Source organism: Tahibacter sp. (assembly GCF_032229445.1).
Taxonomy (GTDB): Bacteria; Pseudomonadota; Gammaproteobacteria; order Xanthomonadales; family Rhodanobacteraceae; genus Tahibacter.
Window position 1 is genome coordinate 11,288 of the sequence record NZ_JAVTWC010000006.1, and the last position, 22,488, is coordinate 33,775.

At 63.6% G+C, this 22,488-nt stretch carries 17 protein-coding genes and 2 tRNA genes; 16 read left to right on the forward strand and 3 right to left on the reverse strand.

The genetic code is table 11. The features are described 5' to 3' along the window. The first annotated feature begins 26 nt into the window (after window positions 1–26). Window positions 27–2,057, forward strand: a complete 2,031-nt coding sequence (gene uvrB / locus RUU78_RS01245) for an excinuclease ABC subunit UvrB (RefSeq protein ID WP_313912870.1) — start codon at window positions 27–29, stop codon at window positions 2,055–2,057. A 308-nt stretch (window positions 2,058–2,365) separates the two neighbouring features. Here uvrB and RUU78_RS01250 read toward each other — a convergent pair. Further along, a tRNA-Val gene (locus RUU78_RS01250) sits at window positions 2,366–2,440 on the reverse strand. A 243-nt stretch (window positions 2,441–2,683) separates the two neighbouring features. On the opposite strand from RUU78_RS01250, the gene RUU78_RS01255 reads away from it, so the two are divergent. Beyond that, entirely contained in the window at window positions 2,684–3,235 is a 552-nt protein-coding gene (locus RUU78_RS01255) for an NAD(P)H-dependent oxidoreductase (RefSeq protein WP_313912872.1), read from the forward strand. A 412-nt stretch (window positions 3,236–3,647) separates the two neighbouring features. Then, window positions 3,648–5,774, forward strand: a complete 2,127-nt coding sequence (locus RUU78_RS01260) for a TonB-dependent receptor (protein WP_313912874.1) — start codon at window positions 3,648–3,650, stop codon at window positions 5,772–5,774. A gap of 100 nt (window positions 5,775–5,874) precedes the next feature. Here RUU78_RS01260 and RUU78_RS01265 read toward each other — a convergent pair whose 3' ends face one another. Further along, the gene (locus RUU78_RS01265; protein ID WP_313912876.1) at window positions 5,875–7,041 is read right to left on the reverse strand and encodes an alpha/beta hydrolase-fold protein; all 1,167 of its coding nucleotides are present in this window, start codon (window positions 7,039–7,041) and stop codon (window positions 5,875–5,877) included. A 366-nt stretch (window positions 7,042–7,407) separates the two neighbouring features. Between RUU78_RS01265 and thrS the strand changes: the two genes are divergently transcribed. The 13 genes from thrS (at window position 7,408) to RUU78_RS01330 (ending at window position 20,543) form a co-directional block, all read left to right on the forward strand. Then, the gene (thrS, locus tag RUU78_RS01270) at window positions 7,408–9,312 is read left to right on the forward strand and encodes a threonine--tRNA ligase (RefSeq protein ID WP_313912878.1); all 1,905 of its coding nucleotides are present in this window, start codon (window positions 7,408–7,410) and stop codon (window positions 9,310–9,312) included. Between the two features lie 45 nt (window positions 9,313–9,357). Next, window positions 9,358–9,891, forward strand: coding sequence for a translation initiation factor IF-3 (gene infC / locus RUU78_RS01275; RefSeq protein ID WP_313913037.1), 534 nt, complete (start codon window positions 9,358–9,360; stop codon window positions 9,889–9,891). A gap of 186 nt (window positions 9,892–10,077) precedes the next feature. After that, on the forward strand, window positions 10,078–10,275 hold the full coding sequence (gene rpmI, locus RUU78_RS01280; RefSeq protein ID WP_133819098.1) for a 50S ribosomal protein L35: 198 nt from the start codon (window positions 10,078–10,080) through the stop codon (window positions 10,273–10,275). 15 nt (window positions 10,276–10,290) lie between these two features. Further along, on the forward strand, window positions 10,291–10,650 hold the full coding sequence (gene rplT, locus RUU78_RS01285; protein ID WP_133819099.1) for a 50S ribosomal protein L20: 360 nt from the start codon (window positions 10,291–10,293) through the stop codon (window positions 10,648–10,650). Window positions 10,651–10,845: 195 nt separating this feature from the next. Continuing rightward, window positions 10,846–11,841 carry a phenylalanine--tRNA ligase subunit alpha gene (pheS, locus tag RUU78_RS01290; RefSeq protein ID WP_313912885.1) on the forward strand — a complete coding sequence of 332 codons (996 nt, stop codon included), beginning with the start codon at window positions 10,846–10,848 and terminating at the stop codon, window positions 11,839–11,841. Between the two features lie 45 nt (window positions 11,842–11,886). Further along, complete coding sequence (gene pheT, locus RUU78_RS01295; protein WP_313912887.1) at window positions 11,887–14,265, forward strand: phenylalanine--tRNA ligase subunit beta; 2,379 nt, start codon at window positions 11,887–11,889, stop codon at window positions 14,263–14,265. Between the two features lies 1 nt (window position 14,266). Further along, a complete protein-coding gene (locus RUU78_RS01300) occupies window positions 14,267–14,572 on the forward strand; it encodes an integration host factor subunit alpha (protein ID WP_133819102.1) in 306 nt (101 codons plus the stop codon). Then, window positions 14,547–14,903, forward strand: a complete 357-nt coding sequence (locus RUU78_RS01305; protein ID WP_313912889.1) for a MerR family transcriptional regulator — start codon at window positions 14,547–14,549, stop codon at window positions 14,901–14,903. The genes RUU78_RS01300 and RUU78_RS01305 overlap by 26 nt, the downstream gene beginning before the upstream one ends. 141 nt (window positions 14,904–15,044) lie before the next feature. Next, window positions 15,045–15,121 (forward strand) — tRNA-Pro (locus RUU78_RS01310). 371 nt (window positions 15,122–15,492) lie between these two features. Beyond that, window positions 15,493–16,437 (forward strand): AraC family transcriptional regulator, encoded by a 945-nt coding sequence (locus tag RUU78_RS01315; RefSeq protein WP_313912891.1) that lies wholly within the window; start codon window positions 15,493–15,495, stop codon window positions 16,435–16,437. Next, a complete protein-coding gene (locus tag RUU78_RS01320; protein WP_313912893.1) occupies window positions 16,434–17,048 on the forward strand; it encodes a hypothetical protein in 615 nt (204 codons plus the stop codon). The genes RUU78_RS01315 and RUU78_RS01320 overlap by 4 nt, the downstream gene beginning before the upstream one ends. A gap of 59 nt (window positions 17,049–17,107) precedes the next feature. Continuing rightward, entirely contained in the window at window positions 17,108–18,070 is a 963-nt protein-coding gene (gene pip / locus RUU78_RS01325) for a prolyl aminopeptidase (RefSeq protein ID WP_313912895.1), read from the forward strand. Window positions 18,071–18,320: 250 nt separating this feature from the next. Then, window positions 18,321–20,543: a winged helix-turn-helix domain-containing protein gene (locus tag RUU78_RS01330; RefSeq protein ID WP_313912897.1), complete on the forward strand. Its 2,223-nt coding sequence runs from the start codon at window positions 18,321–18,323 to the stop codon at window positions 20,541–20,543. Window positions 20,544–20,639: 96 nt separating this feature from the next. Here RUU78_RS01330 and RUU78_RS01335 read toward each other — a convergent pair whose 3' ends face one another. After that, window positions 20,640–22,352 (reverse strand): CehA/McbA family metallohydrolase, encoded by a 1,713-nt coding sequence (locus RUU78_RS01335; protein WP_313912899.1) that lies wholly within the window; start codon window positions 22,350–22,352, stop codon window positions 20,640–20,642. Between the last annotated feature and the right edge of the window lie 136 nt (window positions 22,353–22,488).

The window sequence follows — 22,488 nt, forward strand, 5'->3', positions numbered from 1 at the left end:
TACTGCTCGATCGAACGGAGTAGCTCATGACCGATCAGTTTCAACTGGTAGCCCCGTATCAGCCGGCCGGTGACCAGCCGGCGGCCATCGCGCGTCTCGTCGAAGGGTTCCAGTCGGGCGTTGCACACCAGACGCTGCTGGGCGTCACCGGGTCGGGCAAGACCTACACAATTGCCAATGTGGTCCAGCAGGTCCAGAAGCCGACGCTGGTGCTGGCTCCGAACAAGACCCTGGCGGCGCAGCTCTACGGCGAGTTCAAGGAGTTCTTCCCGCACAACTCGGTCGAGTATTTCGTGAGCTACTACGACTACTTCCAGCCGGAGGCCTACGTACCGTCGAGTGACACGTACATCGAGAAGGACTCCTCGATCAACGACCACATCGAGCAGATGCGCCTCTCGGCGACCAAGGCGCTGCTGTCGCGGCGGGATTCGCTGATCGTCGCGACGGTCTCGGCCATCTACGGTCTCGGTGACCCCGACCAGTATCTCAAGATGCGCATGCACCTGATGCGTGGCGAGCATACCGACCAGCGTGAACTCATCCGCCACCTGACCGAACTGCAATACACGCGCGGCGACTACGAACTCAAGCGTGGCAGCTACCGCGTACGCGGAGACGTCATCGACGTTTTCCCGGCCGAGAGCGAAGTCGAGGCACTGCGCATCGAACTGTTTGACGGCGACATCGAGAACCTCTCGATTTTCGATCCGCTGACCGGTGCGCTGCTGCGCAAGGTGCCACGGTTCACTATCTATCCCAAGACGCATTACGCGACGACGCGCGAAAACGTGCTGCACGCAGTGGAGACGATCAAGGAGGAGTTGCGTGAAAGGCTGGACTACCTGCACAAGGCGAACAAGCTGCTCGAGGCTCAGCGCCTGCAGCAGCGGACGCAGTTCGACCTGGAGATGATGGTCGAGATCGGCTATTGCCAAGGCATCGAGAATTACTCGCGCCACCTGACGCGCGGTGTTCCGGGTGATCCGCCGCCGACGCTGTTTGACTATCTGCCGCCGGATGCGTTGCTGGTCGTGGACGAATCGCATGTGACCGTGCCGCAGCTGGGCGGCATGTACAAGGGCGATCGTTCACGCAAGGAAACCCTGGTCGAATTCGGCTTCCGCCTGCCGTCGGCGCTGGACAACCGGCCGCTGCGTTTCGAGGAGTGGGAGGCGCGCGCGCCGCGTTCCGTCTTCGTCTCGGCCACGCCGGCCAGGTACGAACTCGATAAGTCCCAGGGCAGCGTGGTGGAACTCCTCGTGCGGCCGACCGGGCTGATCGATCCCGAGGTCGAGATACGTCCGGTATCGACCCAGGTCGACGATCTGCTCAGCGAGGCGCGTGCGCGCATCGAGCTCGGCGACCGCGTGCTCGTCACGACATTGACCAAGCGCATGGCGGAAAACCTGACCGAATATCTGGCCGACAACGGGGTGCGGGTGCGCTACCTGCATTCGGACATCGAGACCGTGGAGCGCGTCGAGATCATCCGCGATCTGCGCCTTGGCGTGTTCGACGTGCTTGTCGGGATCAACTTGCTGCGCGAGGGCCTGGACATGCCCGAAGTGTCGCTGGTCGCGATCCTCGACGCGGACAAGGAAGGCTTCCTGCGCTCCGAGCGATCGTTGGTGCAGACCATTGGCCGCGCCGCCCGCAACCTGCGCGGCAAGGCGATCCTCTACGCTGACCGGATCACCGATTCCATCAAGGCGGCGATGGGGGAAACCGATCGGCGCCGTGCCAAGCAGGTCGAATACAACCTCGAGCACGGCATCACGCCACGGTCGGTCGTGCGCAAGGTTTCCGACATCATGGAAGGCGCGCGTTTCGATGCCGCGAGCGAGAAGACGCGCGGGAGCGGGCGTGGCAAGTCCGAACGCAAGGTCGCTGAAACGCCGGTGGACTATTCGCTGCTGTCGCCGGACCAGGTCGCTGCGCGCATCAAGAAGCTTGAGACGCAGATGTACAAGCATGCGCAGGATCTGGAATTCGAGCAGGCAGCGCGAGTGCGCGACGAGATCCACAAGTTGCGCAGCGAAGGACTTATCGGTTAGCCCCGCGGCCGCCTTGGCTGCGGTTCTGCCGGGGTCGAGGCGGCGCTGAATGGTTCGGATCGTCACGCGCGACGCGCGCCGCCGGTGCGCTCCATCACAAGCGCGGGAGGCATCCGCACCGCATCGCGGGAGCGAATGCGCGGCTGCGCCCGGATGCGGGCGCACACGCAAATCTGAAGGGCGATCTCGACAGCGGCGGGCGCGAATCAGCGGGTGGCGAACCAGATAGGGGGCGAAAGCCACCACGGCAGGAAAACCGAACAAACAAAAACGGCGCGAGTCCAGGACTCACGCCGTTTTGCTGGAACTGGTGGGCGCGACAGGGATCGAACCTGTGACCCCTACCATGTCAAGGTAGTGCTCTACCGCTGAGCTACGCGCCCGATGAAGGGGCGCGAAATATAGCGGAGTCGTTGCGACGGCACAACCCCTCGAGCATTGTCACCGGAACAGAGACGGTGTGCGCCGGAATTGACGCTGATCGCACGCCGTCGCGGGCATACAGTAAGGCGCGGTCGCGCCACTCCTCAGTGTCCGATCCTGCCCCGCCGAGGAATGCCGGTGTTCGCCGTTCAAGGCGAAGCACGCTGCATCCGGTCCCAAATTACAGTCGCTAAGGAGTTGCCATGAGCCAGTATCGCATCGCCGTGATCGTCGGAAGCCTGCGCAAGGATTCATTCAACAAGAAGCTGGCGACCGCGCTGAGCCGTCTCGGTCCGGCCGATTTCAGCTTCGAGACCTCGCGCATCGACGACCTGCCGCTTTATAACCAGGACGACGACGCCAACCCGGCGGATTCGGTCAAGCGCCTCAAGGGTGAAATCACCTCGGCGCACGGTCTGCTGTTCGTCACGCCCGAGTACAACCGGTCCATCCCAGGCGTGCTCAAGAACGCGCTGGATCACGGCTCTCGCCCGTATGGCAAAAGCGTCTGGAACAACAAGCCGGCGGGAGTCATTGGCGCATCGATCGGCGCAATGGGCACGGCACTGGCGCAGCAGCACTTGCGCAATGTCCTGGCATATCTGAATACGCCGGTGCTGGGGCAACCCGAAGCCTTCGTCCATGCGAAGGAGGGGCTGTTCGACACCGACGGCAACATCGGTTCCGCCAGCCGCGACTTTCTGCAGGGCTGGATGGATCGCTATGCCGATTGGATCCGTCAGCACGCCGCCTGACTCACGGCCACTGCAATCGGGGTGGGTTCCGGTTCGAGCGGCGGGGGCTGGATCTCAGGGCGCGGCCTGCACCGATGCGGCGCCGTTTCCGCACGTCTCAGCGTCTTCAGCAAGCCGGGGGAGCATGCCCGTCGCTGACGGAGCAACGTTCGGCGCGTTTGGCGCAGGTCGGACAGGCATTCCTGTTCGCGTCTCGACGCAATTTGTTACGTTCTGATCGTCGATCTTCGCGATGGCGTGAGTGGCTCCAGGAACGCATGGATCCAGACGAGCAGGCAGGAGCTGGATCCGGCATTTATTGCGATAAGCCGGAAGAATGATTCCATCTAAGTCTCTCGGCTGATGATATCGCTCGCGAACTGAGGACAATCCCGCTTTCCCGGTCTTAACGACTCGCTAACAGGGCTCCTCCATGCGTTCTTCCGCTCTATTGGGTGCGATTCTTCTCGCCTTGGCCACGCCGGTGCTTGCCGAGGCGACGATTGAAGCGGAGGCAAGTGCTGCCGCGTATGCCGCCGAAACCACCGGGGCGAATGAGTCCGCAGGCGGAGGCGGCGAGCAGCCCCTGGAGCAGATCCAGGTCACCGCGACGCGCGCGGCGAAGTCCAACTTCGATGTGGCAACGGCCGTGACCGTCATTGGCCAGGACGAGATCCGCGAGAAGCCGGCGCTGACCATTGCGGATTACCTGCGTGCCCAGCCGGGTGCCTTTATCCAGTCGACCACGCCGGGCCAGGCCATTCCCATCGTACGCGGCCTCAAGGGTTCAGAAGTGCTTCACATGGTCGATGGGTTCCGCATGAACACCGCGTTCTTCCGCAACTCGCCGAACCAATATTTCGCGCTTGCCGATTCGCAGAACGTGCAGCAGATCGAGCTGGTGCGAGGCGCGCAGTCGAGTTTGTACGGATCCGACGCGATGGGTGGCGTCGTACATATCCTGACGCCGGAAGAACGCTTCGAGGGCAGTTCCTGGGATAGCCGCGGCCGTTTCCGCGCGCAGTACACGAGCGGTGATCTGTCGAGTCTCGGCCGCATCGCCGGTGCGGCTGGCAAGGACGGCATTTCGATTTCCGGTGGTGTGACGGTGCAGGACGTGGGCCAGCGCAAGCTCGGCGGTGACGGCGGCCGGCTGCCGTATACCGATTTCAGTTCCTGGGCGGCGGATACGAAGCTGCTCTGGAGTCCGGCGGCAGGGCACGAGCTCATGCTGTCGGCCGCATACCTCAAGCAGCCAAAGACCGCACGCGTAGATGAACTGTTGACGAGTTTCCACCAGACCCGGCCGAGCTCGTCCGAATTCTATTTCCAGCCGCAGGACCGCCTGTTCGTGCAGGCGCGCTATGTGATCGAACAGGACGCCAGCTGGTTCGACCGCGCAGAATTCCATGCGGGCTACCAGGAAATCAACGACGACCGCCGCTCGCGCGATTTCGGGTCGGCGAACCGCGAGCTGGAACAGAACGCGAGCCGGCTGCGCGGCGTCACGGCGACGTTCAACAAGGAAGCGGGCAACCACGCCATCGTCTACGGCGCGGAAGCCTATTACGACACGATCGACAGCTTCCGCGAGCGTCTGAACATCAATACCAACGTCGTCAGTGCGCGCCCGTCGCGGTTTCCGGACGGCTCGACCATGGACAGTTACGCGCTGTTCGTGAACGACAGCATCACGCTCTCGCCCCAGTGGCAGCTCGATCTGGGTGGGCGCTATTCCAGCTTCGACATCGAACTGGCGCCCAACGCGCAGGGCGCCGGCGTAAAGCTCAGTCCTGACGATTTGACCGGCAACGCAGGACTGACCTTCAAGGCCAGCGAAACCGTGCATGTCGTAAGCAATATCGGCCGTGGCTTTCGCGCGCCGAACATTTTCGACCTCGGTGTGTTCGGCAGCCGCCCGAGCAATCGCTTTGCGATACCGAACACCGACCTGAAACCCGAAACGGTGATTACCTACGACCTGGGCCTGAAGTGGGACAACCCGCGCTGGCAGGCCGAGGCTTTCGTCTGGAAGTCGAATTACAAGGACAAGATCACCACGATCGAAACCGGCGATCTGACCGATACCGGCGCGATCATTGTCACGAACGCGAACGTCACGGAACTGGATCTCTGGGGTCTGGAAACGGGAGGTCGCTGGTTCTTCAGCGAGGCGAGCCAGTTCTACGGCGTGCTCAATTTCACGCGCGGCGAGGAGGCGTATCTCGGTGACAGCTACGATGCGGATCGCGTACCACCGCTAAGCGGACGGCTGGGCCTGCTGCACTATTTCTCGCCGGAGCTGAGCCTCGACGTGAATGCGGTCTATGCCATGCGCCAGGATCGCCTGAGCCCGCGCGACCTGACCGACCCGCGCATCAATCCCGAGGGCACTGCCGGCTGGAACACCTGGAATACGCGTCTGGCCTGGGAATTTGCGCCGGAAACCACGCTCACTCTGCTGCTCGACAACATCGCTGACCGCCGCTATCGCGAACATGGTTCGGGTTCGGACGAGATGGGCCGCAGCGCCAGCGTGATCTTCGACTGGACATTCTGACGGCTTGGTCATGCGACCAAGAAAGAGAGAGTAGCGAGGAACGAGTAAGAGCTGCTGCGGGTGCTGCTCTTACTCTGTTCTCATTCTTCTTGTCTGTTTCCTACTTCGTGCTTTTCTTCTTGGGGCCTTCCTTGATCCGGGCGGCCTTGTCCCGGTAGTAGCCTTGCGCGGTGGCCGGCAGCTGGTACTCGGCGGCCAGCGCGACCGCGCGGTCGGCTTCGCGTGCAGCATCTTTCCATTTTGCGTTTCTGGCCAATGCCTCGGCCATGCCCAGATGAGCGTCGGTCGAATTCGGGTTCTCGTCGAGATTGCGCTGGAACAGCTTCAGGGCATCCTTCGGCTTGCTGTCGAGCAGTGCATAGGCGACGCCGGCCAGCGCTTCTTCCGTAATCGGCAACGGCATGCCGACGATGCGCGATACTTTGGAGAAATGCTCTTCGGCGTTGGCCAGTCCCTTCGCGTAGTCATCCGAGGGGAACCGGTAACCCGGGTACAGCCGGCGCAGCGCATCGATTTGCGCGAGCAACGGCACACTCACATGGGTTTCTTCCGGAAACGCAGCGGCCTGCCAGCGTAGACCCGGCGGCGCCTTGTTCTTGAAGGTGTCGGCGACGGACTCGAAATCCGCGAGCGCCGGGCCGGCGTCATCGGCGCGGGCGATATAGGCGAAACCCTTGATAGTGCTGTCCACCTCGAAGGTCTTTTGCAGCGCGCGCTGGGCCAGCTGCTTGTCCCAGTCGAGGCTAGGCGCGATCGCCATGTAGCCCTGGAACAGGGCGGGTTCGGCAGTCAGGCAGTGCAGCACGAACAGTCCGCCGAGCGAGTGGCCGGATAGCACGCGGAAGCCGTTGGTACGGTATTCCTTATCAATCGACGGCAACAGTTCGGTCGAGAGGAAACTCTTGAACTTGTCGGCGCCGCCGCCGCCGGGCGTCGCTTCCCAGTTCGTCGGCGTGAAATCGCGTGTGCGCTGTGTGCTGTCGATGCCGACGACGATCATTTCCGGTATGTCGCCGCTGGCGGCCAACGTGTCGACCGAGGTCGCGCCATGGCCGAAACGCGTCTGACCGTCGAGCAGAAACAGCACCGGATAGCGGCGGTTCGTTGCCCAGCGATACGTGGCCGGCAGGTAAACGCGATAGCTGCGGTCCTCCTCAAGCACCTGGGAGCGCAGCTGATAGTGCTGTCCGATGGCAACGGGCTCTGCGGCATGGATGCTGGCGCAGCACAGCAGAAGAAGCAGTAGGGCGATCAGGGGGCGGAACATGGAACTCTCCTCTGGGCGAGCGCGACGGCAAGGCGCGCGATCTTGAAGCAAATTGCGCCAGTTTCAACTCTCGCCGTCGTCTCGCCGGTCGCGCCTGTCCGGCTCCAGCTGCGGGTCGCATGGCGCCGTCGATGGCGTTGACAGCGCCTGCTGCAGTGCACTAGTTTCCGTTTATCTGCGTCGCCGTCCGCGACGCACCGACTCTGGTGGCCCGCGCCAACGCGCCGGTCGAGGGTGTGACATGAGCACGCGAACTGTCGTCCTGCACTGAAATCCGCGCAGAGCCACCCGAACAAGGGCGCTCGGCGCCCTTTTTTATTGGCCGCGTCTCCCTACGCAACGACGCGGCAATCCGAGGCATAACCCATGATCCGCATCACGCTACCTGACGGCAGCCAGCGCGAGTTCGAGCACGCGGTTTCGGTGCAGGACGTCGCGCTTTCCATCGGGCCTGGCCTGGCCAAGTCGGCCCTCGCCGGAAAGGTCGACGGCAAGCTCGTCGACACCAGTCATCGCATCGACGCCGACGCCGGCCTCGAAATCGTCACGGAGAAACATCCGGACGCACTCGAGGTGATCCGGCACTCCACCGCGCATCTGCTGGCTCAGGCCGCTCAGCGCCTGTTCCCCGACACCCAGGTGACGATAGGCCCCGTCATCGACAACGGCTTCTTCTACGATTTCGCGCGCAAGAATCCGTTCACGCCGGAAGACCTGGAGAAGATCGAAGCCGAGATGAAGAAGATCGTGGCCGAGGGCCTGCCGGTGACGCGTTCGGAGATGGAGCGCGATGCCGCGGTCGACTTCTTCAAGAACAAAGGTGAGATCTACAAGGCCGAGATCATCGCCTCGATCCCGGCCAACGAAGCGTTGTCTCTGTATTCGCAGGGCGACTTCATCGACCTGTGTCGCGGTCCGCACGTACCCAACACAAACAAGCTCAAGGCCTTCAAGCTCATGAAGGTCGCCGGCGCGTATTGGCGCGGCGATGCCAAGAACGAGATGTTGCAGCGTGTCTATGGTACGGCCTGGCTCAATGAGAAGGATCTCAAGGCCTACCTGACCCAGCTTGAGGAAGCCGAGAAGCGCGACCACCGCAAGATTGGCAAGGCGCTGGAGCTTTTCCATCTGCAGGAAGAGGCTCCGGGCCTGGTGTTCTGGCATCCCAAAGGCTGGGCGATATGGCAGGTCGTCGAGCAGTACATGCGCAAGGTCTACCGCGCCAGCGGCTACCAGGAAGTGCGCTGTCCGCAGATCCTCGATCAGACCCTGTGGCAGAAGACGGGTCACTGGGAGAATTATCGCGAGAACATGTTCACGACGGGCTCTGAAAATCGCGACTACGCACTCAAGCCCATGAACTGTCCGGGTCACGTACAGATCTACAACCACGGGCTGCATTCGTACAAGGAATTGCCGATCCGCTACGGGGAGTTCGGTGCCTGCCACCGCAACGAGCCTTCCGGCGCGTTGCACGGCATCATGCGTGTGCGCGGTTTCACCCAGGACGACGGTCATATCTTCTGCATGGAGTCGCAGATCGAGTCCGAGGTCACGGCGTTCCATCGCCAGGCCATGCAGGTCTATGCCGATTTCGGGTTCTCCGATATCGCGCTCAAGATCGCGCTGCGGCCGGACAAGCGCATCGGTTCGGACGACGTCTGGGACAAGGCTGAGGAAACGCTGCGCACGGCGTTGCGCGCCAGCGGCGTGGAATGGCAGGAACTGCCTGGCGAAGGCGCGTTCTACGGCCCGAAGATCGAATACCACATGAAGGACTCGATCGGTCGCGCCTGGCAGGTCGGCACCATGCAGGTCGACTTCTCCATGCCGGGTCGCCTCGGCGCGGAATATGTCGGCGAGGATTCGGCGCGGCACACGCCGGTCATGCTCCACCGTGCGATCGTCGGATCGCTGGAACGGTTCATCGGCGTACTGATCGAGCATCACGCCGGCAACTTCCCTTCCTGGCTTGCTCCGATCCAGGCGGTCGTGATGAATATCACGGATGCTCAGTCCGATGCCGTGGCCGAGGCGGTGCAAACCCTTGTCGCGCAAGGCTTCCGGGTAGAGGCGGATTTGCGCAACGAGAAGATCGGCTATAAAATCCGCGAGCACACGCTCCAGAAGGTTCCGTATCTCCTCGTGATCGGTGATCGCGAAAAGGAAAACGGGACCGTTTCTGTGCGTATTCGTTCGGGCGAGGATCTGGGTTCGATGTCGGTAGCCCAGTTCATGGATCGTCTAAAGGGCGAACAGATCGGGGCTTAAGCCATTGATCGTTCGATAGTTATTGATTTCTGGGAGGACGCGCGTATCGCCGCCACTGCTGAAAAAGCCAACCGCCGCAATCTCGAGATCCGCGTCCCGCGGGTACGCGTGATCGGCGCAGACGGGGAACAGGTCGGGGTCTTGTCGCGCGATGACGCGCTGCGCATGGCTCAGGATCTGGAGCTGGATCTCGTCGAGATCCAGCCCAACGCAGACCCGCCCGTCTGCCGCATCATGGACTTCGGCAAGTTCAAGTTCGAGATGCAGAAGAAGGCCCACGCGGCCAAGAAGAAGCAGAAACAGGTCGAGATCAAGGAACTGAAGTTCCGCCCGACCACCGACGACGGCGACTACGAAGTCAAGATGCGCAACATGAAGCGCTTCCTGGCCGAAGGTGACAAGGTCAAGGTCGTTATCCGCTTCAAGGGCCGTGAAATGGCGCATGTGGAACTCGGCGACGCGATGGTCAAGCGCATCGCTGCGGAGATCACCGAAGAAGCGGTGGTTGAGCAGTGGCCGCGTCTGGAAGGCCGCCTCATGGTCATGATGGTCGCGCCGAAGAAGAAGCAACCGCAGTAAGCGCGCAAGCGTGATGCAGAAATTTCCCGGCGCGGATTGCACCGGGATCTTGTGCCCCGTCGAACCGGGCACTCGTGGAACCCGCCTACGCGTGCGTGGGCTTATTAGCCGATTCGAGCAGGACGGAAAGCGTGGCATCTCGCCACCGCTCGGATCAGTAACGAAAAACCTAAACGGAGCAGTTCCATGCCCAAGATGAAAACCAACCGGGCCGCTGCCAAGCGGTTCCGCAAGACGGCGTCCGGCAAATTCAAGTGCGGCCACGCCTTCAAGAGCCACATCCTCACCAAGAAGTCGACCAAGCGTAAGCGCAACCTGCGCGGCACGAACCATGTTCGGGCCGAGGACGCAGGCCGCGTCGCACGCATGCTGCCGTATCTTTGAGTGGAGGATTGAACAATGGCACGAGTTAAGAAAGGTGTAACGGCGCGTCGTCGCCACAAGAAGATCCTGGCCAAGGCGAAGGGCTACTACAACGCCCGCCGCAAAGTATTTCGCGTAGCCAAGCAGGCCGTGACCAAGGCGCACCAGTACGCCTACATCGGCCGCAAGCAGCGCAAGCGCCAGTTCCGTCGCCTGTGGATCGTGCGTATCAACGCCGGTGCGCGTCAGTTCGGTCTGTCCTACAGCCGCCTGATGAATGGTCTGAAGAAGGCCAGCATCACGGTTGATCGCAAGGTGCTGGCCGACATCGCGGTGCACGATATCGCGGCGTTTGGTGCGCTGGCGGAGAAGGCGAAGACCGCCCTGGCCGCGTAACAGCAGCGTTATATCCTCGGCGATGCGGTGCATCGCCGGCTGCAAACGTGGGGAGCGCGGGCCTAGTCGCCTCGCTCCCCATTTTTTTGTGCGTCCGGAATATTTTTTGTTGCGCCGACTGGCGCGGCGTATTGCTGGACACGAACGATGTTTGCGGCGTACCGCAAGCGAGACCGAAATTTCTGTGGGGTTTGCATGGACGTGTTGCAGACGCAGGTCGACGAATCGCTGGCGCGCATCGGCGAAGCTGCGTCGATCGACCATCTGGAAAGCCTGCGCGTTGGCCTGCTCGGCAAAAGCGGGCTTGTCACTGAACAACTCAAGGCGCTGGGCAAGCTGGCGCCGGACGAGCGCAAGGTCGCGGGCGAGCGCGTCAATCGCGCCAAGGAAAGCCTGCAGAGCGCGATCGCCGCGCGCCGTGTGGTGCTGGAGGAGGCCGCGTTCGCCGAGCGGCTCGCGCGCGAGCGCATCGACATCAGCCTGCCGGGCCGTGTATCCGATCTCGGCGCCGTGCACCCCGTGTCGCGCACGCTCGCGCGCATCACCGATATCTTTGCGCGACTTGGTTATCAGGTCGCCGAAGGGCCGGAGATCGAAGACGACCATCACAATTTCGAGGCGCTGAACTTCCCGCCGCACCATCCGGCTCGCGCCATGCACGATACGTTCTATTTTTCCGACGGCCGCCTGCTGCGTACGCATACCTCGCCGGTGCAGATCCGCGCGATGAGTGCGCAGCAACCGCCAATCCGCATCATCGCGCCCGGCAAGGTCTATCGCAGCGATTCGGACCAGACCCACACCCCCATGTTCCATCAGGTCGAAGGCCTGCTGATCGATGAAACCTCGAGTTTCGCCGACCTCAAGGGCACGTTGGCCGAGTTCGTCCGCGCGTTCTTCGAACGCGATTTCGACATGCGTTTCCGACCGAGCTATTTCCCGTTCACCGAGCCGTCCGCCGAAGTCGACATCCGCTGGGACCAGGAAGACGGCAGCGAGCGCTGGCTGGAAGTCCTGGGCTGCGGCATGGTGCATCCGAATGTACTGCGCAACTGCGGCATCGACCCAGAGCGCTACACCGGTTTCGCGTTTGGCCTGGGTGTCGAGCGATTCGCCATGCTGCGGTACGGCGTCAAGGATCTACGCCAGTTCTTCGAGAACGACCTGCGTTTCCTGCGCCAGTTTGCGTGATGCGGCATCCGCTCTCCTGCCTCCACTTTTTGTGAACGTCCACACATGAAATTCAGCGAAAACTGGTTGCGCGATCTCGTCGACCCGGCGGCCGATAGAAAAGAGTTGTGTCATCGCCTGACCATGGCCGGGCTCGAAGTCGAGGGCGTGGAAGCGCTTGGCGAAGGACTGGACGGGGTGTTCGTCGGCGAGATCGTGGCGTGCGAAAAGCATCCGAATGCCGACAAGCTGCGCGTTTGCAGCGTGTCGATCGGCAATGGCGAGGATCTGCAGATCGTCTGCGGCGCGCCCAACGCACGCCTGGGCCTCAAGGCGCCCGTCGCGACCCTCGGTGCGAGTCTGCCCAACGGCATGACTATCAGGCAGGCGGCGCTGCGCGGTGTCGACTCCTTCGGCATGCTCTGTTCGGCCAAGGAACTGGGGCTCGATGCCGATGCCTCCGGCCTCATGGAGCTGCCGGCCGATGCGCCGACCGGAGCCGCGCTGGCTGGCTACCTCGCGCTGCCCGACGCGAGCATCGAACTGAAGATGACGCCGAACCGGCCGGACTGCCTTGGCCTACGCGGACTGGCCTATGACGTGGCTGCGCTGTTCGGCGTTCCGTTGAAGGACGTCTCGGGCGATGCGGTCGCCACGACATCGGAATCGACGCGCGCGGTACGACTCGACGCCGATGCGGACTGCCCGCGCTACCTCGGTCGTGTCGTCGACGACATCGATCCGGCGGCGCCGTCGCCGCTGTGGCTCAAGGAGCGTCTGCGCCGTGCAGGGCTGCGTCCGATCAGTGCCGTGGTCGACGTCACCGCCTACGTGATGCTCGAACTCGGCCAGCCCATGCATGCATTCGACAATGCGAAGCTCGCTGGCGACGTCGTCGTGCGTCGCGCGACGGCGGGCGAAAAGCTGACCTTGCTCGACGGCGGCGAAGCGACGCTCGATCCGCAGTTCCTCGTCATTGCCGATAAGGCACGTGCGATTGCCTTGGCCGGCATCATGGGCGGCCTGGACACGCGAGTCACCGAATCGACCACCAGCGTCTTCCTCGAAAGCGCGCACTTTGCGCCGGCATCGATCATGGGTCGCGCGCGCAAACTGGGCATGCATACGGATGCATCGCACCGCTTCGAGCGTGGCGTCGATCCGGAACTGCCGCGCGCCGCGCTCGAGCGTGCGACTGGCTTGCTGTTGCAGATCGCTGGTGGCCGCGCGGGGCCGGTCGTCGAGGCGGTCGCGACCGCGCACCTGCCGCAGCGACATGCTGTAGCCCTGCGCCGTCTGCGCCTGGGTCGCGTGCTCGGCATGGACGTGGCGGATGCGGAAGTCGAACGCATCCTGAGTGCCCTGGGTATGGACCTCCAATCGACCGGACAAGGCTGGTCGGTCACGCCGCCGTCGCGCCGTTTCGACATCGAGATCGAAGAAGACCTGATCGAAGAAGTCGTCCGTGTGCATGGCTACGAACGTGTGCCGACGCGTGCGCCCAGTGGCCAACTGCGGCTGAATCTTGCCGCCGAGTCGGAGGTACCGGCCGAGCGAGCACGCGCACAACTGGTCGCGAGTGGCTATTACGAAGCCGTCTGCTACAGCTTTGTCGCGCGCGAGTGGTTGCAGCGCTGGTCGTGCGAGGACGGCGCGGTTGCCCTGGCCAATCCGCTGAGTGCGGATCTCGCGGTCATGCGCACCTCGCTGTTGCCTGGCCTGGTCGAAGCGCTCAAGCACAACGCCAACCGCCAGCAGGAGCGCATCCGTCTTTTCGAGATCGCGCGCGTGTTCGCTGCTGGCAGCGACGGCCCGAAGGAAACCCGCCGCATCGCCGTCGTCGCCTGTGGCCGCGCAGCGCCCGAGCACTGGGGCGGTGACAAGCGCGCGATCGACTATTACGACCTGAAGGCCGACCTCGAAAGCCTGATCGGGCTGGCCGGGGGGCAGCGTCGTGCCGAGTTTCACTCAGTAGACCGACCGGACTTTCACCCAGGCCGCAGCGCAGAAGTCTCCGTCGACGGGACAGTGCTGGGCCATATCGGTGCTTTGCACCCGCGCCTGTTGAAGGCGTTGGACCTCGATCACGACGTTTATGCTTTTGAACTCGATTTCGACGGGCTCACCGCCGGTCGGCTGCCCATGGCCACTGAACTGTCGCGCTTCCCCCAGGTGCGCCGCGATATCGCGGTCGCGCTGCCTGAAGCGGTGTCATGGACTCAGGTTGAAAGCGTGTTGCGCGCGGTCGGTGGAACGGCTTTGCGCGAACTTGTGGTATTTGATCGATACAGCGGCGGGGCGTTAGGTTCAGGTCTAAAGAGCCTCGCTATTGGCTTGATTTTGCAGGACAGTTACCGCACTCTTACGGATCAGGAAGCAGACCATTTTGTGGCCTCGGCTTTGGCTGCCCTGGAACGCGAATGCGGCGGTAGACTGCGGGGGTAGCATGGCGCTGACCAAGGCGGAAATGGCGGAGCGACTGTTCCTCGATGTCGGCCTCAACAAACGAGAGGCCAAGGAATTCGTCGACGCCTTCTTTGACGTAGTGCGTGAAGCTCTGGAAAAAGGGGAACAGGTCAAATTGTCGGGGTTTGGCAATTTCGATCTGCGCAAGAAGAATCAGCGTCCCGGACGTAATCCCAAGACCGGCGAGGAAATTCCGATTTCCGCGCGGCGTGTGGTCACGTTCCGGCCGGGTCAGAAGCTGAAGGTCAGAGTCGAGGCCTATGCTGGATCAGGGCAGCAACAGTGAGCTTCCGGTAATCCCGGCAAAGCGCTACTTCACAATTGGTGAGGTCAGTGAGCTATGCGGCGTCAAGCCGCATGTGCTGCGCTATTGGGAGCAGGAGTTCACTAACCTCAAGCCGGTCAAGCGACGCGGCAACCGCAGGTATTACCAGCGCCATGACGTGCTGATGATCCGGCAGATCCGTTCGCTGCTCTATGACCAGGGCTTCACCATCACGGGCGCTCGGCAGCGTCTGGACGGTCAGCAGCAACGCAACGAAGTCAGCCTGTCGAGCCAGATCGTGCGTCAGGTGCGCATGGAGCTGGAAGAAGTGCTGCAGATCCTGCGCCGCTGATCGGTCCGGCTTCGCCAATCGGTGGATTTGGGGCGGTTGCCTGCGCATTGATCGACTCAGGATCACATGCGTGCGTTTGCGTTGCAGCATTTGTTGTGCGCCGGCTATACTCGGCGGCTCTTGCATCACCGGTTTCCGTGTCGGGGCGTAGCGCAGCCTGGTAGCGCATCTGCCTGGGGGGCAGAGGGTCGTGGGTTCAAATCCCGCCGTCCCGACCAATCGCCGGTTTTGACTGCATGCATCGGGCTATTCAGCCCCGATCGTCTGGGCTCATGAGCCCAATTCCTCTCTCGCCTGAATCTCGTCGCGCCCCCGTGTCGCGCGCGAGAGCCTTGTCATGACTTTCTCGACGTTGCCGAAACGCGCAGCCGCGCTTTCCCACAAGCCTTGCACTACCTCGTTTCGCGCGCATTTGTCTGGACAGCTACGCAAATGTCCGGTCAAGTCGTTGATTTTGTGCGACCTCGCCGAGATTTCGCCGAAACCTCGCCTGCCAATGTTGCGGAATTCGCCCCGAACTCGCCCTGCACTCGGGACTCGCTGGAGGCCTCTTCCTAGTGTCGAGCCGTCCCAACGAGGAGGGTGAGGCATGAACTGCGTGCACTGGCGTCATGAAGGTAATGCGGCGTTTCCGTCCTGGCGCGACCGCGACGACTATCTGGAACGATTCGGCCCGCGAGCCCTGCTCTGGGTCGGCGATCTGCGCGATGCCCAGTCCTGGGGTTGGACGCCCCCGGCGCTGTGCATCGCGTTGCGCGGTCGTGTCCAGGTCGATAGCCGCGGTTGCGGCGTAGAACTCGGCGCGTCTGATGTTGTGCTGACCGAGGGGGGCAACGGCCTGCGCGTAGAGCCGGTTAGCGGCGGTGAAATTCGTATTGCAGTGCTCTGGCTGGCGCCGGCCAGTCTGCGTGGCCGCGCCAGCGTCGATCCGCTGCCGGCCTTCTTCGCCCAGGACGCCGAACTCGCCCTGGCGCTAGGGCGCCTGGCGCAGTCCGCGCACGATCTGTCGGTCGATACGCACGCGGCACTGGACCAGGTGCTCACCCTGCTGTCGCGGCGCCAGCAGAATCTGGCCCAGGCGCTCACCCAGTGTCCTGGGCGGAGTGAGCGCCATCGGCGGCAGCTCTATGCCCGCCTGTTGCGCGCCAAGCACGTGATCGACCACGGCCAAGCCGTGCCGATGGATCTGGCTGCGCTGGCCCAGGTCGCGAGCCTGTCGCCCTCGCATTTCCTGCGCCTGTTCCACCGCGTGTTTGGTGCGTCGCCGCATCGCTATCTCGTGCAGCAACGCATGTTGCGCGCGCGGCGCATGGTGGTCGAGACCAGTGTGCCTATTGGTACCATTGCCCAGCGCATGGGCTTCATCAACCGCTGCGCATTCGCACGGCTGTTCAAACAACAATTCGGTACGCCGGCCACTCGGCTGCGCCGGATGGCCTTGATGCAGGCACGCGCCAGCGTCACGCGGGCGTTCGGAATGATGGGTAGCGGCAGCGCACGAATCGCGTACAGTCATCAGCCGGAGGCGGCATGAGTCAACGCGTGGCATTCATGAAGATATCGCACTGCGCGCGGGGCATGGTCCTGCGCGGGGGACTGCTGATCCTGCTGCTGTCGGCCGCCGGGATCTCGGGCGCGGTCGATCCCCGCGTGGCGCAGGATTCGCGCCAGGCGTTCAAATCGTTCGCGCAGCCGTTGATCGGCAGCTGGGAGTGCAGCTTGCGTACCTGGGATGACCGCTTCCACGAACGCATGGTGGAAACCGTGCAAAAGCGGCGCTTCGAATGGGTGCTCAAGGGCAACTTCCTGCAGGAATCGGTGCACGCCGTGCTGCGCGGCGGCGACACCGTGCATGTCGGTATCAATCTGCTCAGCGTCGATCCGGAAACCATGCATGTGCTGGGCAGCGGCTTCGACGCGATCACGCCCGACCGTCGCATGACGCTGGACGCGGAGCTCGCACCGGATCTGCGCCATCTCAGCGGCAAGGTGCAGATCGTTCCAAAGAACGAGGCCGCCCAGGCGGAGCGCCTGGACTGGCAGTGGCTCGACGAGGGCCGCACCCGTTCACGCCTCTATTCGCGCGCGTCCAACGGCCGTGAATTCCTCAACCAGGAATTGATCTGCAAGCGCGCCGCCGACTGAGCTGCGCGCTGGCTCGCGCGCCGGCTAAACTCGCGGAATTGTCCCGCCAGGATCCGGTCATGAGTTCCGCAAACGGTGTGCGCCGAACGTTGTATCCCGAGATCGAGCCGTTCGACAGCGGCCGCCTGCAAGTTTCCGACCTGCACTGTGTTTACTACGAGCAATGTGGAAACCCGCACGGCAAGCCGGTGGTGTTCCTGCACGGCGGGCCCGGCGCCGGCTGCAATGCGAACTCGCGCCGTTTCTTCGATCCGGCGCACTACCGCATCGTGCTGTTCGATCAACGTGGCTGCGGTCGCTCCACCCCGCACGCCGAGTTGCGCGACAACACCACTTGGCATCTCGTCGCCGACATCGAGCGCCTGCGCGAGCACCTGGGAGTCGACCGCTGGCAGGTATTCGGCGGTTCCTGGGGTTCCACGCTGGCGCTGGCCTACGCGCAGAGCCATCCCGGGCGTGTGACCGAACTCGTGCTGCGCGGTATTTTCATGCTGCGGCGCTGGGAGCTGGAATGGTTCTACCAGCGCGGTTGCGATGCAATCTTCCCGGACGCCTGGGAGTCCTATCTTGCCGCGGTTCCCGAAGTCGAGCGCGGCGACCTGATGAGTGCCTATTACCGACGTCTGACCAGCAGCGACCCGGCGGTGCGTGCGGCCGCGGCCAAGGCCTGGTCGGTGTGGGAAGGCGCCACCAGCTTCCTGTTCCAGGATCCGTCCCACATCGCGGCGACCGGTGAAGACCAGTTCGCCCTGGCCTTCGCCCGTATCGAATGCCATTACTTCGTGCACGGCGGCTTTTTCGAGCACGACGACCAACTGCTGCGCAACGCGCGCCGCCTGCGTGAGATCCCTGCCGTCATCGTGCAGGGACGCTATGACGTGGTGTGTCCGGCGCGTTCTGCCTGGGACTTGCACCGTGCATGGCCCGAGGCGGATCTGCGCATCGTCGCCGATGCCGGCCATTCGGCGATGGAGCCCGGCATCACCCACGAACTGATTGAAGCGACCGACCGGTTCCGCTGAAACGTTCCGCTGAGCCTGCATGTTGCAGCGCTTGCGGGTAGGCTGCGTGAGGACGGACGGAATAGCGCGTTCGCACAGCGGCGGTTGACCGCGCGCCAGTCAGTGCCGACAGTGGCCGTGCGGGCTCCGATCGGCACTGCCTCGACGCAGGTCCGGCGCCGCACGAATGCAGGGAAGTGACGGCGGTCTTCGGCGGCGACATGCGCGAATGCCACGCCGGGTCGGTAATCATGGGTTTCGGGGGTCTTGGGTGAGCTCCAACGTTCGCGTGCTACGACCACAGGAACAGACACGATTTGCCCGCGTCGGCGACTGGTTCGTCGACCTGGCCAGCAATCGCCTGTTGCGTGGCGAGCGTGAGCTGCGTCCCACGCCCAAGGCCATGGCTGTACTGCGCCAGCTCATGCTTGCCAACGGCGCGCCGCAGACGCGCACAGAGCTGCTGGACACGGTCTGGCGCGACGCGTTCCCGACTGACGACGTGCTGACACATGCCATCACCGAATTGCGCCGCGCGATCGAAGAAGATCCGAAACTGCCGCGGCATATCGAGACGATTCCCAAGGTCGGCTATCGGCTGCTGACGTCGGTCGAATGGCTGGAACACCTTCCTGGCGCTACGGTCGAACCATCCGTCGAGGCCGCCGCGGCCGCATCGTTCGCGCCGGAAGATCCGCCCAAGCGGCCGCACGGCCTCTGGATCGTAGCCGCCGTCATCGTCGTGACGTGTGCACTGCTGTCGGTGTTCGGCCGCGCACCGCCGCCCTCACGGGTGGATCTGCGCAATCCGCTGTTCGCTCAGAGCGGTTTCCCGCTGCGCCCGGTAACGGCCGAGTCCGACAGTGAGACCTTCCCGAGCATCTCGCCTGACGGCACGTCGGTCGCCTATACCGCACGTTACCCTGGCGACGAAAGTCCGCATATTTATCTGCGCGGCCTGTCTGGCTCGCCGCCGATCCGATTGAGCCGCAGCGAGGCGAGCGAGGAGACCTATCCGGTCTGGTCGCCTGATGGCACGCAGATCGCGTTCGTGCGCATGCGCGGTGACGAGTGTCGCATCGTCGTCGTCGCCGCACTCGGTGGTCGCGAGCGCGAGGCGTCCAGCTGCGAGCCGCATTTCATCGACTATTTCGACTGGACCCGCGACGGCCGCTCACTGCTGATTTCGCGTCTGCGCCAATTGCCCGATGTCGACGGCAAGCCGCGCGCGGAAGCCGTCAAGAGCCTTCACCTGCTCGCGCTGGAGGACGGCCGCGTGACGCCGCTCGACTACCAGCGTGACGTCGGACAACCCGACATACAGCCGCGCGCCTCGCCCGACGGCACGCGCATCGCCTTTCGTCGTGGTGCCGTGCCTTACAGCGATATCTTCGTCGTCGGCGCAAGCGGCGGCGCGGCGCGCCAGTTGACGCGCCTGCGCGCACGCATTCGCGGCTACGACTGGCTGCCGGACAACCGGCACATCTTGCTGTCCTCCGATCACGGCGGCACGCAAAGCCTGTATCTGCTCGACACCGAATCCGGCGACCTGGCCAATCTCGGCATCGCCGGCGGAAGCTATCCGGCGGTCAGTCGCAGCCGTGGTCTGGCGGTGTTCCAGCAGGACAATGCCGACGTGAACCTGCAGAGTTTCCGATTCGACGCCGCCGTCGATGCAGCCGGCGAGGGCATTGCCTCCTCGACACGCAGCGAAAGCTGGCCGGCGTTCGCGCCGAACGATGACCGTCTGGCCTTCGTCTCCAACCGCGGCGGCGATTCGCAGCTCTGGCTGTCGGAGCCCGGCGCGCGCACGTCGTACCAGATCACGCACCACGACAACGTCGAGCTCAGCGCACCTAACTGGTCCCCCGACGGACGCCGCGTGCTCTACGTCGCGCGCGGCAACGGCCAGAGCCGGCTGTATTCCGTCGAGGTCGACTCGGGCCAGACCCGCCTCGAAAGTGCAGAGGGCGACAACGTCCGCCATGGCAGCTACTCCTGGGACGGCCACAGCATCTTCTACGTGTCCGACCGCGACGGCGCCTGGCACATGTGGCAGCGCGACCTCATCAAGCGCAGCAGCCGGCGCCTGTCGGACTCCTCGGCCTATAGCGTCAGCGATGGCGCCGGAAACGGAAAACTGTACTTCGCCAACATGAGCGAGGGTGGCCTGTATTCGATCGACCTCGCCAGCGGCAGCGAAGAGCGGGTCAACAGCAATGTTCAGTTCTGGAACATGAACGCCTGGCGCGTGGACCCGACCGGCTTGTATTACCTCTACAGCGGCGAGGACATGAAACCGCAGTTGTTCGTACAGCCCTGGGACGGCAGTCCGCCGCGGCTGCTGCGCAAGGTCGAATGGGCGCTGGCCGAAGGCGGCCTTGCGCTGGATCGCGCCGCTACGCGAGCGGTGCTGCCCGTGGTGGCGCGCGATGACACCGACGTGATGCTGCTGGATCTGTCGGCGGTGGTCGGCCCCGATGCCGGTCCTTGACCCGCGGCATTCGTGGCGGCGGAAGAGTCGCCTTGTCGCCACGGCGGTCAGGTCCTAACGCCGACGCTTCAGCGCAGCGGTTCGTTTCGCATTTGGCTAGAAGAAGTCGCTTTGGAATATCACGTCGCCCGCTGCCAGCTGCGTCACCCAGATCGGGGCCGACCACAGCAGCCTGCCGTCGTCCTGAGTAATCTTTGCATAGTAGAAATGTTCCCCGGCTGACGGGTTCAGCGTGGTCAGTGCCGTGCCCGCGGCCAGCGTGACGGTGCCGTTGCGGCCGGGGACGCCTTCGTAGATCTGCACCTGGCTCGCGACACGACCGCTGCCGCTGGCGTAGTCGACGCGCAGCGTCAGCGCGCCGTCGTTGGCGAAACGGCTTCCCATCACGTGTTCGCGGCTGCTCAGCAGGATCTGCCCGGTTTTATCGGTTGTGGCGAACACGCGCCGGGCGCGCAGCGCGTCGTGGAAGCTCTGTGCATTCAGAGGCAGCCCGGCGGGAATCAGCACAGCGGTGCGATTGCCGTAGGACGCTCCCCAGTTGGCGCAGTGATTGTCCTGGTTGCTCGCTGGCGCGACGTGGTAGCCGCGCTCCAGGAGTTTTTTCCAGACGCTTTCGTAACTCGTGCGGCTGGTTTCCTCTTCGGTCGTGCTGATCGAGAACGCGGAGCTGTTCAACACCTCGGCCAGCACCATGACGTCGTCGCCGTCGGCGGTTTGGGCAAGTGCGACGCCGTCGATGACGAACTGACCCGAACTGGCCGGGTGGTTGAATTGTCCCAGGACCTGCTGGCCGCGCATGAAGGTATATAACGAAGCATAGTCACTTTTTGGAGTGTAGAAGCTGCCGATCAGCTGGTTTCCCACGTTGTATTCCCAGCCGTACAGCGCATCGGCGCCGATGATGTTGAGGTGTCCGCCGTTGGTCGTGACGCCCCATTCCATGCCGTAGATGGCGAGGAAATCCGGGTGCGCCGTATTGAAACCCGTGGTCAGGTCCAGCCCGGACTGGTACAGGTCCAGGGCCGCCTGCTGCAGCGCGTTCGCGTTCGTGCCATTCGAGCCGTCGTACATGTGGTTGTGTTCGCTGGCCATGAGGAAATCCAGGCCGTGTCCGCGTGCGTAGGCAAACGCATCGGCCGGGCCGAACGCCCCGTCCTGCGGCGCTTCCGCGTTGTTGCAGGTGCTGAGATCGCCGCCGCCGTCGCTGTGGTTGGTCTGGCTGTGCAGGTTGCCGTAGTAGATCGTGTACGCCGGCCCGCTGCCGTTGGAGCGCCGTATCAGCGGCTGGGCGGCGACCGGCAGCGGTACAAATGTCGGCATCCGCACCGGCGGCGGCGTGCCGACCGCGACGTCCCATTCCTGCAGCAATGGCCGTTCGACCGGATTGGCTAGATGCTCGCCCGCCGCCAGCGCCGCCAGGCCCTGTTCCAGCCGTTTGGCGTCGCCGTCGATCGCGGCGAACTGCAGCCGGTATATCCCGAGTGGCAGGGGCAAGCCGTCATCGTCGCGACCGTCCCAGGTCAGCGACAGTCGATTCACCCGGTCGCCGGCCTGGGCGTTGCCGTTCCAGCGCCGCAGCACGCCGCTGTCCGAGACGATTTCCAGTTGCCAAGCGACCGGTACGGCGGCCGCGCCGGGATAGAGCAGTTCGATCCCGAATACACGGGCGCCATGATCGTCGCCGCGAAACGGCGCATCGATGCTGGCTTCGAGTTCTTCGTGCTCGGCCGGCACTCCGGCAGCCATGGCCACAGACGCGCAAAACAGCAGCACGGCGGATGCAATCCGCCGTAGCGAGAACAAGGACATGCTGAAATCCCCCCTTAGGATTTCGCGCGCGCAAAGGCGCCGGTCGGCCCGCATGCCATCCCGGCGCGGGGCCAACATTCATCGTCGAAAGTGGTGACGCGGCCTCCGCGTCTCCTGCGCCGCCGCGGTCCTCCGG

What these genes read in the sequence shown, in the direction of transcription:
- uvrB (WP_313912870.1), top strand. Translation starts at nt 27, where the DNA reads ATGACCGATCAGTTTCAACTGGTAGCCCCGTATCAGCCGGCCGGTGAC.
- RUU78_RS01255 (WP_313912872.1), top strand. Translation starts at nt 2,684, where the DNA reads ATGAGCCAGTATCGCATCGCCGTGATCGTCGGAAGCCTGCGCAAGGAT.
- RUU78_RS01260 (WP_313912874.1), top strand. Translation starts at nt 3,648, where the DNA reads ATGCGTTCTTCCGCTCTATTGGGTGCGATTCTTCTCGCCTTGGCCACG.
- RUU78_RS01265 (WP_313912876.1), bottom strand. Translation starts at nt 7,041, where the DNA reads ATGTTCCGCCCCCTGATCGCCCTACTGCTTCTTCTGCTGTGCTGCGCC.
- thrS (WP_313912878.1), top strand. Translation starts at nt 7,408, where the DNA reads ATGATCCGCATCACGCTACCTGACGGCAGCCAGCGCGAGTTCGAGCAC.
- rpmI (WP_133819098.1), top strand. Translation starts at nt 10,078, where the DNA reads ATGCCCAAGATGAAAACCAACCGGGCCGCTGCCAAGCGGTTCCGCAAG.
- rplT (WP_133819099.1), top strand. Translation starts at nt 10,291, where the DNA reads ATGGCACGAGTTAAGAAAGGTGTAACGGCGCGTCGTCGCCACAAGAAG.
- pheS (WP_313912885.1), top strand. Translation starts at nt 10,846, where the DNA reads ATGGACGTGTTGCAGACGCAGGTCGACGAATCGCTGGCGCGCATCGGC.
- pheT (WP_313912887.1), top strand. Translation starts at nt 11,887, where the DNA reads ATGAAATTCAGCGAAAACTGGTTGCGCGATCTCGTCGACCCGGCGGCC.
- RUU78_RS01300 (WP_133819102.1), top strand. Translation starts at nt 14,267, where the DNA reads ATGGCGCTGACCAAGGCGGAAATGGCGGAGCGACTGTTCCTCGATGTC.
- RUU78_RS01305 (WP_313912889.1), top strand. Translation starts at nt 14,547, where the DNA reads ATGCTGGATCAGGGCAGCAACAGTGAGCTTCCGGTAATCCCGGCAAAG.
- RUU78_RS01315 (WP_313912891.1), top strand. Translation starts at nt 15,493, where the DNA reads ATGAACTGCGTGCACTGGCGTCATGAAGGTAATGCGGCGTTTCCGTCC.
- RUU78_RS01320 (WP_313912893.1), top strand. Translation starts at nt 16,434, where the DNA reads ATGAGTCAACGCGTGGCATTCATGAAGATATCGCACTGCGCGCGGGGC.
- pip (WP_313912895.1), top strand. Translation starts at nt 17,108, where the DNA reads ATGAGTTCCGCAAACGGTGTGCGCCGAACGTTGTATCCCGAGATCGAG.
- RUU78_RS01335 (WP_313912899.1), bottom strand. Translation starts at nt 22,352, where the DNA reads ATGTCCTTGTTCTCGCTACGGCGGATTGCATCCGCCGTGCTGCTGTTT.